The sequence below is a fragment of the Paraglaciecola psychrophila 170 genome (assembly GCF_000347635.1).
GTDB classification, from domain to species: Bacteria; Pseudomonadota; Gammaproteobacteria; order Enterobacterales; family Alteromonadaceae; genus Paraglaciecola; species Paraglaciecola psychrophila.
In genome coordinates, this window is the sequence record NC_020514.1 from 5213150 (window position 1) to 5226452 (window position 13303).

Sequence of the window (13303 nt, forward strand, 5' to 3'; positions counted from 1 at the left end):
GCAACGTTAATGCGTAAGGGTGAGGCAAATACTCCAGACATCAATTTTTAAACTAGGATGGTGCTTACGTATGCTGCGATAAGCTGCGTTCATTGTACTTCCCGTGGTGATGACATCGTCGAATAAGGCAATGTGCTTATAGTTTTTTAGCCGCTGTGCCGCTGTTGCATCAATTGCAAAAGCGTTTTGCAAGTTTTTACGTCTTTGAGCGGCTGATAAGTCAGTTTGCGCTGGAGTAGATTTACATCTGCTGATGATCGAAGTGTCCATGTCTAATTGACTTAAGCTGCAAATCTGCTTAGTCAACTCTATGCTTTGATTGAACTTTCTGAATAAATAGCGGTTTTTGTGTAACGGCATTGGAATAATCAGTTGCGGCAACATAGCGTTAGAACGTAAGCAGTGTTTCACAAAAAGCGTTGCTAGAGCATGGGCATTTGGAACTTGTTTTGAAAATTTTAATCCCGTCAATAATTTTGATAATGGCCACTGATAATCTGCAAGAGCCAACACTTGTGGAAAATCTACGTTTACCAATCCTTTGTTTATTTTTGGCGATAACATCAAATTGTGATGGTATCGGTCAATATCAAAGAGTGTAAGATCATCAGTGCAGTATTGGCATATTGCGCTGTTACTGGTTTGTTTGCAGACTAAACAACTTTGACTTAGAGCGATTTGCATCTTGCTATCATCCTGGTACTTAATGAAAAATCAGTCTTTCGAGCTTAAGTGTAGAAGAAATGTCAATGATATTAAACGTATCAACTGTGAGTTGTAGGAAGCCGCTTTTCTTTTTACATGGTTGGGCCTAGATAGTGGCGTTTGGAAACCTTTACTAGACATTTTTAAGAGTGAGTTTTGTATCACCACTATTGATATGACGGGTTACAGGCTAAACCATCAACAGTTACCTTTTGTTTATAATTTGCATAACGCTTGATGAAAGCACTTGTTTAAAGATCTAAATCACTTATATATAAAGTTGAAGCTTTAAAAAAACATTAAAATGGTTAATAATTGAACACGAGAGGTTAAGTAGTAGAGGTAAGGTAGATGGACATTATTAACAATATAAATTCTGCCATTGTCAGTGGCACTATAGGCATCAAACGGGCATATGATGGTGTGTCACAGAATACATCCAATTTGGCCAACTTGTCAGCTTTTTCGGCCCCTTCGCGCGATCCTCAAGAGTTTTTAGCAAACGCTACATTAAACCAGCTAAATGCAATCAAACAAGTTCTTCCGCAAGCACCCGATGGTATTACTTCAAATTTAGTTGGGCTGTCAATAAACCTGACCAACGCTCAAGCTTCTACCAAAGTAGTAGATACTGCTAGCAATACTGTTGGCACCATCTTGGATATTCTGGCCTAGTACTAGGCGACAGATATTATGAATATTCTCCCCCCCGTCCCCACTCCAACAGTATTTAATGTCGGTACCGTTAATACTGAGGCGGTACGCAGAGATAATACTCTGCGAGAGGCGGTGCCAGCTTTAGCGGCTAATGAAAAGCTAGCCGCTGAAACAGGGGTGGGCTCTGATGCTGATAAGGTTAAAACGCCTGGACAAGCACCGCCGCCCCTTACTTACGAAAAACCGGTTCCTCAATCGGGTCAGCAACTCAATACCCAAAATGATGCTTCTAAAGACAATGGCCAAGATGCTAGTGCCGGTAAAGAAAATGCCGAAGATAAACAACAACAACAAGCCGAACAACAACTGACAGAGCTGAAACAACGAGATGCTGAAGTAAGAGCCCATGAACAAGCTCATGCTTCTTTGGGTGGACAATATGTAAGCCCACCTCAGTATGAATACGAAAGAGGTCCTGATGGTAGGCGCTATGCAGTAGGGGGCGAGGTTTCAATTGATATATCTGAAGCCTCCACACCTGAGGAAACCATTCGCAAAGCGCAGCAAGTTAAAGCCGCGGCCTTATCTCCTGCAGTGCCAAGTGCACAAGACTTAAGAGTTGCATCCGAAGCCACTCAAATAACGCTTGAGGCGCGAACACAAATAGCCAGTGCAAAAGCTGAAGAAGCTCAACTGTCCTATAATCAAGCTATTCCGGATGCCCAACAAAGCGAACAACAGCAGCAGAGTGCAATTATTGGTGAGCCTCCTTTACTTGATGATATTATTGACGCCTCAGATGTGGGTATACCGACTCGTTCACTGGATATAAGTCAGTCAGAGGACGATGAACAGAATGTGACTGAATTTGATTCGGATGCTGCCAGTCAATTTATCGCAAATAGAGATTTAGAGATGAGTCGTAGAGCGTCAGTGATTGAAAACTTTTATCAACAAGTGACTAATCCCCGTTCTGAAGGAATGCAGCAATCTGCTTAAGTTTCAGTGAAAAGTACGTAGTACCTAAAAACTAACAAGCCCTCTTTTGAGGGCTTGTTAGTTTTTAGGTACTAGATAAAGTGGTTATTTTTTTGCTTTGGCAAAAGCATCAGCAAAAGCGTTGCCCATCATTTGGTTTGACTGTTTAGGTTGAGTCTGCAGTTGATTAGTTTTAGCCGGTCGGGTATGGGGGTTTTTGTCTGAGTTGTGTTTTTGCCCTGATGGTTTTGGCGCTTGATTAGGCGTGTCGCCCATTCGCATAGTGAAGGACACACGTTTTCTATCAACATCTACTTCCATCACTTTTACTTTGACAATATCGCCTGTTTTTACAATATCCCTGGGGTCAGAAATAAATTTGTCGGTCATGGCGCTGATGTGTACCAGCCCATCCTGATGTACACCTACATCGACAAAAGCCCCAAAGTTTGCAACGTTACTCACGACACCTTCTAAAATCATACCTACTTTTAAGTCTTTCAAAGATTGAACATCATCTTTAAAGTTGGCTGTTTTAAATTCTGGGCGAGGATCGCGACCGGGTTTATCAAGCTCGCTAATAATGTCTGTCACTGTGGGTAAGCCAAACTGGTCAGTCACAAAGTCTTCAGGCTTAAGTTTTTTCAGTATTTCGGTATTACCGACTATGTCGTTCATCGCAATACAAGCATGTGCGACAATCGAGTTAACCACTGGATAGGCTTCGGGGTGTACCGCTGATGCATCTAGAGGGTCATCTCCGCCCATGATTCTTAAAAAACCTGCCGCCTGCTCATAGGCTTTTGGCCCTAGGCGTTCAACATCAAGCAAGGCCTTACGGCGCTTAAAGGCCCCATGCAGGTCACGAAAACTAACGATGTTATTCGCCAAAGTACGATTCAGACCCGATACATGACTCAGTAAAGCACCTGACGCGGTGTTGATATCCACGCCGACTGCATTCACACAGTCTTCAATCACTGTACTCAGTGATTTACCTAAGTTGCTCTGGCTAACGTCGTGTTGGTATTGGCCTACGCCGATAGCTTTGGGTTCAATTTTGACTAATTCTGCTAGTGGATCTTGTAAACGCCTTGCGATAGATACTGCACCACGTAATGAAACATCCATATTGGGCAGTTCATTTGAAGCAAGTTCTGAAGCAGAATAAACAGAGGCTCCCGCTTCACTGACAATAATTTTAGTCACTGACAATTCGGGATTGGCTTTGATCATTTCAGCTGTAAGTTTATCGGTTTCTCTTGAGCCAGTACCATTACCAATACTGATAAGTTGTACCTTATATTGCTTACATAAAGTAGCCAGGGTGCGAAGCGATTTATCCCACTGATTCTGTGGCACATGAGGAAAAATAGTAGACGCAGCTAATACTTTCCCAGTTGAGTCTACAATCGCTATTTTGACACCTGTGCGTAAACCTGGATCTAAGCCCATAGTGACTTTGGGGCCAGCCGGCGCCGCCATTAATAGATCATTTAGATTCTTGGCAAATACATTAATAGCATCTTGTTCGGCTTGCTCACGGACTGCACCAAATAATTCATTTTCCATATGTAAAAGTGTTTTGACTCGCCATGTCCATTGCACCACTGTGGCTAACCAAGCGTCTGCTGGTCTGTTGGCAAATTTAATATTGAAGTGCTCAGCGATAATTTGTTCACAATATGAGCTTTTATCGCCTTCATCCTTCTCTGGGTCAGCATCTAGACTGACTTGCAAAAACTTTTCATTCCTGCCTCTGAACATTGCAAGCGACCGATGTGAAGGCACTTTTTTCAATAGTTCGGTATGTGAAAAGTAATCTTTGTACTTACTGCCTTCGGATTCTTTACCGACAATGACTTGGCTTTTTATATGGGCATGTTTGTTTAAATACTGACGTACCTTTTGCAACAATTTTGCATCTTCAGCAAATCGCTCCATTAAAATATACTTTGCGCCATCTAAAGCTGTTTTCGTATCGGGTATATCAGCATTTTCTGTTACAAATGCTTGAGCTTCAGACTCAGGAGTGAGTTGTGGGTTATGAAACAATGCATTGGCTAAAGGTTCAAGTCCCAACTCAATAGCAATTTGCCCTTTGGTGCGACGTTTTGGTTTGAACGGTAGGTATATATCCTCTAATTCAGTTTTGTTTTCTGCATCAAACAAACTTGCCTTCAATTGAGGGGTCATTTTTTGTTGCTCTTCGATCGACCTGATAATGACTTTTCGTCGGTCTTCTAAATCACGCAAGTAAGTTAAGCGTTGTTCTAACTTTCTCAGGGCTATGTCGTCGAGACCGTTAGTGGCTTCTTTTCGATAACGAGCAATAAAAGGCACAGTTGACCCTTCATCCAGCAATTTTACCGCAGCTTGAACCTGTTGCGCTTGAACTTGTAACTCATGCGCAATTTTTTCTACTATCATCATCGAAGACCCTGTTTGTCATTCATTTCAATCTAGGCACGTTATAGGGGTGTGAGAGATAAATTACCAGTGATAGATGAATAAAAATGGCAATATTTAGCGGATCATAAGTTTAATCCACTATTAAAATGGAAAAAGGCAGGGAAACCCAAGTTTTCCTGCCTGAACATTGATTATTCAGATAGTCTGCATCTGCTAATCTTCCAGAGACGCTTCCTCTAATTTTTTAGCCATATCGTCATTCATCATATCTATGTTAGTGGCCACTTCATCTGGTGCTTCGAAGTTTGCAACATGAAACATCGCATCACCTTCTTGTACCAAAGGAATATTCTGCTTGCCAATGATAATCCCGGCTTTAGGTGCTGATACAATTTCAATAAAGCTGCCTGTTGGGCTGCATATCTGAGCTAAGGCATCGCCTTTTTCTACATGATCACCCAATTGTTTTTTATCTAATACCATACCGCTGGCTGTAGCTCGCACCCAAGCGCTATTGTTGGCAACAAAAGGCAATGTTTTCTTCTTTTTACTGGTTCGGCGTCTGACCATACCCAGTTGTGACATAACATTGAAAATGCCCCTTAATCCAACCCGAATCGCCACTTCATCGAATCGAAGTGCTTCTCCCGCTTCATAAAGAAGAATTTTAGTGCCATTTTCTGACGCAGATTGTCGTAATGAACCGTCTCGCAAGTCTGAATTGAGTAACACCGGTACACCAAAAGCGTGAGCTAGGGATAAAGTTTCTTCATCCTTAAGGTTCGCTCTGATTTGTGGCAAATTACCGCGATTAATAGCACCTGTGTGTAGGTCAATTCCGTATTCACATTTACTCGCTACTTCTGTTAAAAACAGATGGGCAAGTCGACCAGCCAGTGAGCCTTTTGCCGAGCCCGGGAAACATCTATTTAAGTCGCGTCTGTCTGGCATATATCGACTTTGATTTAGCATCCCATAAACGTTAACTATGGGCACAGCAATGAGCGTGCCTCTTGATAATTTAAGCGACTTTGAAATGAGCAAACGGCGGATAATTTCAATCCCATTTAACTCATCGCCATGAATTGCAGCGCTGACGAAAAGTGTCGGACCTGGCTTTTTAGCGCGTATTACATCGACAGAGACTGACATCTGAGAGTCTGTATATAACTTTGCCACAGGGAGTTCGAGTTGCACTCTTTCCCCTAAGCCAATTTTGTTTCCAGCAATAGAAAAAGTATCCGCCACAGACTTAGCCCTTACCTTGGGTGCGATTTTTATGAGGTTTTTGCATACTTTTCAATATGCTTGAAAATCAACGTGGCGACGTCTTTTTTAGTCGCAGCTTCGATGCCTTCTAAGCCTGGTGATGAATTGACTTCCATCACAACTGGACCACGTTCGGCACGAAGTAAATCAACACCACATACGTTTAGTCCCATGATATTTGCCGCCGAAACCGCTGTTGCTCTTTCTTCTGGTGTAAGCTTTATCAAAACTGCCGAACCACCTCGGTGAAGGTTTGATCTAAATTCACCTTCAGCACCTTGACGTTTCATCGCTGCCACAACGCGGTCGCCTACAACGAAACAGCGGATATCCGCACCACCAGCTTCTTTGATAAATTCTTGTATCAAGATATCAGCATTTAAACCCATAAATGCTTCAACAATTGCTTCTGCTGTTTTGGTTGTTTCAGCAAGCACCACACCTATGCCTTGAGTACCTTCAAGTAGTTTAATAACACAAGGTGCACCACCCACGTTTTTAATCAAATCTTTAATATTGTCAGGACGGTTAGCAAACCCCGTTCTTGGCAGGCCTATACCTTTTCTTGATAATAATTGCATGGAACGCAACTTATCTCTAGAACGGCTAATCGCAACAGATTCATTAACGCAAAAAGCTCCGGTCATTTCAAACTGACGAACCACAGCCGTACCATAAAATGAAATAGAGGCGCCAATTCGCGGTATCACTGCATCATATTGTGGAAGCTCTGCGCCTTTATAACGAACCACAGGCCTGTTACTCGTGATATCCATGTAACAGTGCAGAGTATCGATAATGTCAACTTCATGGCCAAGGGCTTCACCGGCTTCTTTCAAACGGCGAGTAGAATATAATTTTTTATTTCTGGATAAGATTGCTACTTTCATTTCGATTGCCTTTTTTTATAAATAACAGGTTCATAGACTAGCTTGTTAATTAAATAGTCACAAAATAATAAAAATATTTTAGCTAATATGGAACATAAAATGCTTGTTATTTTTTAAGTATTTAAATTTTACGCCATTGTGACTTTTAGATGTTTCTACACGTCATATGTGGGTTGTAGATCTGTTCTAAATGTATGAAAACAGGAATTATATTCAAACAATTGTTGTTAAAAATGGTAGATATCTGTCAAAATTAGCCTCTAGTTTGAGTGAAAGTTAATGTGTAATTATAAATGCTAATTTTCCTGCAAAACACAATATCGGGACTTCTAAACTTAACATACTTAATTCGCATCAGTTTTTGGAATTATGAATACCAGAAGATAATTATTTGTCAAAACGTTTCTTCTCTTATTAATATTTATGTTGAATCATCATCCTTAGTGCCATGGATTATTTTATTGGCTCCAATGTTGTTTGCCGGAGTATTATTTTTTATCTAGGCATAAACGTGTTTTCATCGCCTGTGCCCCAATGTGCGCTTTACCGGCCATTTATTTCGCATTTACAGGCATTGATTATGCCTCTTCTTCATCATTTTTGTTTTTCAGTAACGAATTATTACTCGATAAAACAATCCCGCTATTCTTAATGTTGGCCGGTGTTTTGTAGTTTTTAGCTAGCCTATATGCTCAATTTTATATGGCTAAAGATCCTAAACAATCAATCTTTACGATCTTTATGTTATTGGCGATGTCTGGATGTTTTGGTTTGACACTGAGCCAAGACCCATACGGTTTTATTACTTTCTTTACCTTAATGAGCTTGTCTTCTTTTGTGCTGGTTATTCATCAACTTTCTGAAGAAGCTAGAGAGGCCGCTCGTAGCTATATTCATTGGGTCATTATCGGTGAAGTGCTGCTATTTAGTGGATTCTGTTTATACCAATGGCACGCAGGGTTTGCTCTTAATAGTAAACTAGCCTGGATCACTAGTCTCATTGTGGTGCTTGGCTTTGGCTCTAAAGTGGGGTTGTTCGGTATGCACTGGTGGTTACCCAAAGCACACCCTGTGGCGCCTGTTCCCGCAAGCGCGATATTGAGTGGCTTTATGGTAAAAGCGGGCGTCATTGGTTGGCTCCGATTTGTGCCACACAGTGCTGAGCCTGTTGAGATAATCGGTTGCTTGTTATTAGGATTGGGGGTTGTTGGTACCTTTTCAGGCGCAATCAAAGGGGTGTTTCAACACAACCCTAAAGTAGTGCTTGCGTACTCAACCGTCAGTCAAATGGGTATTTTGACTATGGCATTTGGCGCCACTTTTACATTACCAGACAATCGAGATGCTATTATTACCGTTATGATTTTGTACTGCACTCATCATGGATTAGCTAAAAGCGCCTTATTTTTTAGTATCGGTATATCTCCATTTTGACACTAAAATCTCAGGCACGATATTTTGCATTTTTTGTGATAACCATACCTGCATTGGCATTAGTTGGTATGCCATTCTTAAGTGGATGTTACGCAAAACTGTTGTTGAAAGAGCAACTAATCGGAATGCCACTTCTACCCACATTAATAAGTATTAGTAGTCTTTTTACGGGGGTATTATTGACTAAATATGCAGAAAATATGTGAATAAAGCCTGTAACGTGGCTCTAAAAAGAGCCACAGGTTTAAATATTATAGGAACGTATTTTTCATCACTAATGATGAGCGTGAGCAGAATAATGGCAACCACAGCCCAGAGAAAACAATATTTCTATACTAAATTCATCATATTAACTATCAATCGGATATCTACTGCCAATTCTGCTCATTTGTCAGTCGTGGTTTTAACGGTGCTCTCATTGGTCTTTGTAGCTTTGATAGTTGTTTAATAGCTATTGAATTAAGACACTGATGGAGCACTTGGGAAATTAATAGAAGGTAGAAGTTGAGCCTTTAAATCGTTGGTTTCTCTTCATCTGTGACTTGTTTACTTTGGTTTATTCTTAACGCTAAGTACAAGTCAGAATGCACATAAATACCATCGCTACCTGACTTAATATCTGCTTTTTCGAACCACGCAAGTAACTGTCGTTTTCTACCGGCGAGTTCAAGACGTACTCCGCGCTTTCTAAATATAGTATTCAAATCATCCAGCATTGCCATAACACTTAAATCTAAATGAGTGAAACACGGAACCGCATCAATTATTACACACTGAATATCATCTTTATGTCTGGCATATTGCTCTAATAATCTTCGCTTAAAATAACTAGAGTTAAAGTAGGTTAACGGCGAATTAAAGCGATAAATAAAAATACCGTCTATCGATTTTGCCTTATCACTGGTATCTAGACTTCTGACTACACCATTTATATCAACACCCAATATATGGTCGGTTGGACGCATTACTGTGCGAATAAATTGGAACAAACCGAGTAGTACCGCAAGTGTTATGCCTGGAATAACACCGATAAACAGCACTGCAAATAATGTGATCAGGGTTAAGTAAAATGCTTGTTTATCTTTCTGTCTTAATTTCCAAACCGCTTTCAAATCTAAAAGGTGAACCGAAGCAATTATTAACACTACACCCAATGCGGCACTGGGAATAAACTCAAGTGGCGCAGTTAAACAAATGGCAATTATGGCAATGATAATAGCCGCTATAATAGAGACTAGCTGTGTTTTACCACCATTCGCATCATTCACTGCCGTTCGGGAGTCTGCGCCACTCACCGCAAAGCCCTGTGATAAAGCGGATGCAAAATTTGCCATGCCCAAGGCCATAAACTCTTTATCAGCATCAATATCATAGCCATTTTTTGAAGCAAAACTGCGGGCGGTAAGCATCATGCTCACAAAGCTCACGATCGCTAAGTTAAGCGCAGGCATTACAAGTTCGCGAATGATGCCCACATTAAAGTCAGGTGCTTGAAACAAGGGTAATCCACCATCCACAATTCCAATGGTTTTTATGTCGAGTTGTTCTAAATTTAAAAGCCAAACTAACGCCGCACCAAAAGCAATGGCGAACATAGATGCGGGCCAAGTGGGTTTAAGGCGTTTCATACCAAAATAAATACTTACGGTAAGCAAGGCCATTAATATGGTTGGAACATGAGCTTGTGATAGATATGTTGGCACACCTCCTAAACGTTCGATCAAGTACTTTTCATCAAACGTAAAGCCAAGCACTTTAGAAAACTGACCTACAATAATAGTGATCGCGACGCCGTTTAATAGGCCCATTAAGATAGGTTTGGATAAAAAATCAGCCAGAACGCCCAGCTTAAATCGACTGGCAATGATGCACCAAAAACCGGTCATGGCCGTCATTGTTATGACTAACTGCCAATGCTTAATGCTATCACCTGCTGCTAAAGGTGTTACCACCGCAGCAATAACTGCGCAGGTCGCAGCATCGGGTCCCACAATCAACTGTTTAGAGGTACCAAATAAAGCGTATACCATCATTGGTAATATGCAGGAGTAAAGCCCTACGGCAGCATTAACACCAGTCAGTTGGGCATAAGCGATAGCCACAGGTAAAGCTACTGCGGCGACTGACAATGCTGCTTTAGCATCATCCGCAAGCCATTTACGCTCATAATTAAACAATATGTTCAAACCAGGCATGACATCATACAAACGTGACAAAACAGTGGTTTCCTTGCTAGAAATATAGTCTAGTGGTGGCAGGATTATTTCACATTAAAAAATAAGTAATTTTATTTTCTAATTCATTCTAAGGGACTTTATTTGTTTTGATAACAGTAGATGGCACTTTTGTTTTTTGACCTGCTTTGAACCCTGAAGCATTACCACCAGTGAGGGCTATTCTCATCGCCGTTTCAACATCAATATCCAAAGGGGAAACTTGGTCGCTATCGATATATAGCGTATAGCCACCTATTTGATAACTTAATGGTATGTATACACCTATCTTTTTCTCATCCTTAAATAATTCTTTTGCACCTTCGTGGCTCGTGACAAAGCCTATTAGATGAATACTCTCGGTTATCTTAACCGATACCACGCTTTGTATTTTTTGCTGTTTCCCTAAATTGATTAAATTAACGGCGTCTTGAATGGCTCCATATATTGTTTTGATAAGAGGGATTCGTTCAAATACTTTTCCGCTCCAACCTATGAAAAGTTCGACAATATAAACGTTGACTGCAATCCCAACTATCAATAATACCAAAAGGCCGGCAAACAAGCCCATTCCAGGAAAATAAATAGAGGCAGGAATAAGCGGGGTTAATCCTGTTTCAATTGCTGTCACCAACCACACCAGAAAATAGAGTGTCAGTGATATTGGCAGCAGAGCAAGTAAGCCCTGAGCCATTAAAAGAGCAATTTTCTTCAACATTTATTTTCCTTTTTCGCCATCATCGTAAAATGGAACAGTCTAACTTTGCGAGGCATGTTGCTCTTGTCCTATACCTTTTAATAAGCGACCGAGTATATCTGCACCGGTAATAACGCGATGCGGTAAATCGGTCCACACCACTATCACATCGGTATGCAACACTTCGTCTGAGGTGGGCTCTTCATCGTGTACTGATTTCATTTTTTTTAATGCTTCTCCCAAAGTGCATTTCGGATCCCGAATAATAATAGGCCTATGGCAAAATAAGTAGGGATCTGTCACCTCATTTTCTAGGGTTGTTGAGCGCACAAACCCATCTGCATCAAGCATTAATAAGGGCTCATTTTCTTCGCTTTGAATCAATACCCATTTATGGCCAGAGTGATTCACTGCTCGAATGAAATCTTTAAATTCTGAGGTGCCGTTGCTGGGTAATATTGGAAAATCTAATTTGCTCGGCATAGTTATAATACTATCAGGATCAAGTAGTTCTCCTTCCTCAAATACTGTGATGTTTTCTACCTGTAAAAAATTGAGGGCTCCTCGACCTTGAACATGCGCCATATCGGTATCGTCGGAATCGATATGTGCTTTGATAATCGCTGCCAGTTGTTTCTCTCTATAGTAGGTAATACCTTCTTTACCTAACCATCCATCCAAGATTAATGCGGTTAACTTGGCAACGGGGAATAGTAAAATTTGATAAAACTTAATAATGGGTGTCAACTTTGCAGCAACCAGTAACGCGTTTCGAGAGAAATAGGCTTGTGGGAAAATTTCACCTAAAAATGTAATTGCGATAGTTGAAAATAAGAACGCAGAAAGACCCGTAAGCACCGAACCCGACAAAATCGTTAACATTACATTGATTGACACATTTCCCCAGAGTACGGTCGAAAGCAAAAAATTAGAGTCTTCGCGCATCGACAGGATCACAATAGCATTTTTTGTTATTTTGTTTTGCTTCTACCTCTAATTGCAATCGACTTAAGCTGAAAAATGCCAGATTTAACCCAGAAAAAATAGCTGATTGCGTGATACAAAACGCGATGCCTATCCAGGCTAAGATGTCATATGTCATGTGATTTTCTCTATCAATAATTAAAGTGAAATAGGGGCGTGATCTGAAGTGTGTAAAGTAGTCACATTATAATAACCCACGATTTAAAATTAGACACAGGGTTAGTGATAAAAGTCACATGCAGGCAGGTATTCTGTGGTTAATTCCATTTATTTCTGGCTATTTGTTTTAAATCGTTTAAAACAAATATTCCCAAAACGAATAGTTCAAAAAGTGGAGTTTGATGTGACCAACTTTGACAAAAATGCGTCTAAAATAATAGACTTAAAATGAATCTTGCTAAAGGAAACTGAGAATGACCACTCAAACTGCTTTGTCTACAAACTACGAGCAATTAAATTCTTATTTGGTTTACATGTTCCGAAACTGATTGGTGCACTATTTCTTATTTTATTAGGGTGGTTAATTACTTGGGTATTTAGCAAGTTAACGCTGACGTCTGTTATGTTCATTAGCCGAATGTGGCAAAAAGTTGTTAGAGAAGTCGCAGTGAAGGGAGTCGATGAAATTAAAGCGTCTCATGCCGCCGTCATTAGTAAAAAAGCTTTTTGGGTGGTGATGCTGGTTTTTTGCAGCGGCAACGTCTAGTTTAGGGCTAGATTTTCTCTTCATGGTTCAATGCATTGTTAGGTTATGTGGCACCGCTTTTATTTTGATTACTGGTTCTCTCTTGGGCAATATTGTGGGGGTGATAGCGAGAGTGCTGATGAAGTTTCAGTGCTTAGTCAATCTGAATCATTAGGGAGTATAGCCAGAATTTCTATATTCTTCGTTGCCCTAGTCGTCGGTATCGAACTGCGTAGTATCAATATTCAATACCACGTTTAATATAGTGATTGTGATAGTACTGTTATTTGCATTTGGCATAGGAAGCAATGCATTTTTGGCAAATACTATTACCTCTAAACAGGCTAAAAGTCACTTTCGGTTTAATGAACATCTCTAA

10 protein-coding genes and 2 pseudogenes are annotated in these 13303 nt (G+C 40.5%); 5 read left to right on the forward strand and 7 right to left on the reverse strand.

All coding sequences use genetic code 11. The annotated features are described in order from the left end of the window. Window positions 1–6: 6 nt before the first annotated feature. On the reverse strand, window positions 7–684 hold the full coding sequence (locus C427_RS22925) for a ComF family protein (protein ID WP_007637046.1): 678 nt from the start codon (window positions 682–684) through the stop codon (window positions 7–9). Window positions 685–1056: 372 nt separating this feature from the next. On the opposite strand from C427_RS22925, the gene C427_RS22930 reads away from it, so the two are divergent. Both C427_RS22930 and C427_RS22935 read left to right on the forward strand, forming a co-directional pair. Continuing rightward, window positions 1057–1380 carry a hypothetical protein gene (locus C427_RS22930; RefSeq protein ID WP_007637048.1) on the forward strand — a complete coding sequence of 108 codons (324 nt, stop codon included), beginning with the start codon at window positions 1057–1059 and terminating at the stop codon, window positions 1378–1380. Window positions 1381–1398: 18 nt separating this feature from the next. Next, window positions 1399–2361: a putative metalloprotease CJM1_0395 family protein gene (locus C427_RS22935; RefSeq protein ID WP_007637049.1), complete on the forward strand. Its 963-nt coding sequence runs from the start codon at window positions 1399–1401 to the stop codon at window positions 2359–2361. Window positions 2362–2445: 84 nt separating this feature from the next. Here the strand turns inward: C427_RS22935 and C427_RS22940 are convergent, their stop codons facing one another. The 3 genes and pseudogenes from C427_RS22940 to rimK form a co-directional block, all read right to left on the reverse strand. Next, complete coding sequence (locus tag C427_RS22940; protein ID WP_034900244.1) at window positions 2446–4770, reverse strand: Tex family protein; 2325 nt, start codon at window positions 4768–4770, stop codon at window positions 2446–2448. Between the two features lie 195 nt (window positions 4771–4965). Then, window positions 4966–6000 carry a succinylglutamate desuccinylase/aspartoacylase family protein gene (locus C427_RS22945; RefSeq protein WP_007642643.1) on the reverse strand — a complete coding sequence of 345 codons (1035 nt, stop codon included), beginning with the start codon at window positions 5998–6000 and terminating at the stop codon, window positions 4966–4968. A gap of 4 nt (window positions 6001–6004) precedes the next feature. Further along, window positions 6005–6911 (reverse strand): annotated as a pseudogene (rimK, locus tag C427_RS22950) (30S ribosomal protein S6--L-glutamate ligase). A gap of 702 nt (window positions 6912–7613) precedes the next feature. Here rimK and C427_RS22955 point away from each other — a divergent pair. Beyond that, window positions 7614–8345 carry a complex I subunit 5 family protein gene (locus C427_RS22955; protein WP_007642649.1) on the forward strand — a complete coding sequence of 244 codons (732 nt, stop codon included), beginning with the start codon at window positions 7614–7616 and terminating at the stop codon, window positions 8343–8345. A gap of 512 nt (window positions 8346–8857) precedes the next feature. Here C427_RS22955 and C427_RS22960 read toward each other — a convergent pair. The 3 genes and pseudogenes from C427_RS22960 to C427_RS22970 all read right to left on the reverse strand — a co-directional run bounded on the left by C427_RS22960 (window position 8858) and on the right by C427_RS22970 (window position 12357). Continuing rightward, a complete protein-coding gene (locus C427_RS22960) occupies window positions 8858–10540 on the reverse strand; it encodes a SulP family inorganic anion transporter (RefSeq protein ID WP_187292439.1) in 1683 nt (560 codons plus the stop codon). A gap of 109 nt (window positions 10541–10649) precedes the next feature. After that, on the reverse strand, window positions 10650–11276 hold the full coding sequence (locus C427_RS22965) for a DUF502 domain-containing protein (RefSeq protein WP_007642656.1): 627 nt from the start codon (window positions 11274–11276) through the stop codon (window positions 10650–10652). Window positions 11277–11315: 39 nt separating this feature from the next. Then, window positions 11316–12357 (reverse strand): annotated as a pseudogene (locus C427_RS22970) (DUF21 domain-containing protein). Between the two features lie 276 nt (window positions 12358–12633). On the opposite strand from C427_RS22970, the gene C427_RS22975 reads away from it, so the two are divergent. Together C427_RS22975 and C427_RS26095 are read left to right on the forward strand one after the other, a co-directional pair. Continuing rightward, window positions 12634–12945, forward strand: a complete 312-nt coding sequence (locus C427_RS22975; RefSeq protein ID WP_034900227.1) for a hypothetical protein — start codon at window positions 12634–12636, stop codon at window positions 12943–12945. Between the two features lie 45 nt (window positions 12946–12990). Continuing rightward, complete coding sequence (locus C427_RS26095; RefSeq protein WP_007642663.1) at window positions 12991–13185, forward strand: hypothetical protein; 195 nt, start codon at window positions 12991–12993, stop codon at window positions 13183–13185. Window positions 13186–13303 lie beyond the last annotated feature (118 nt).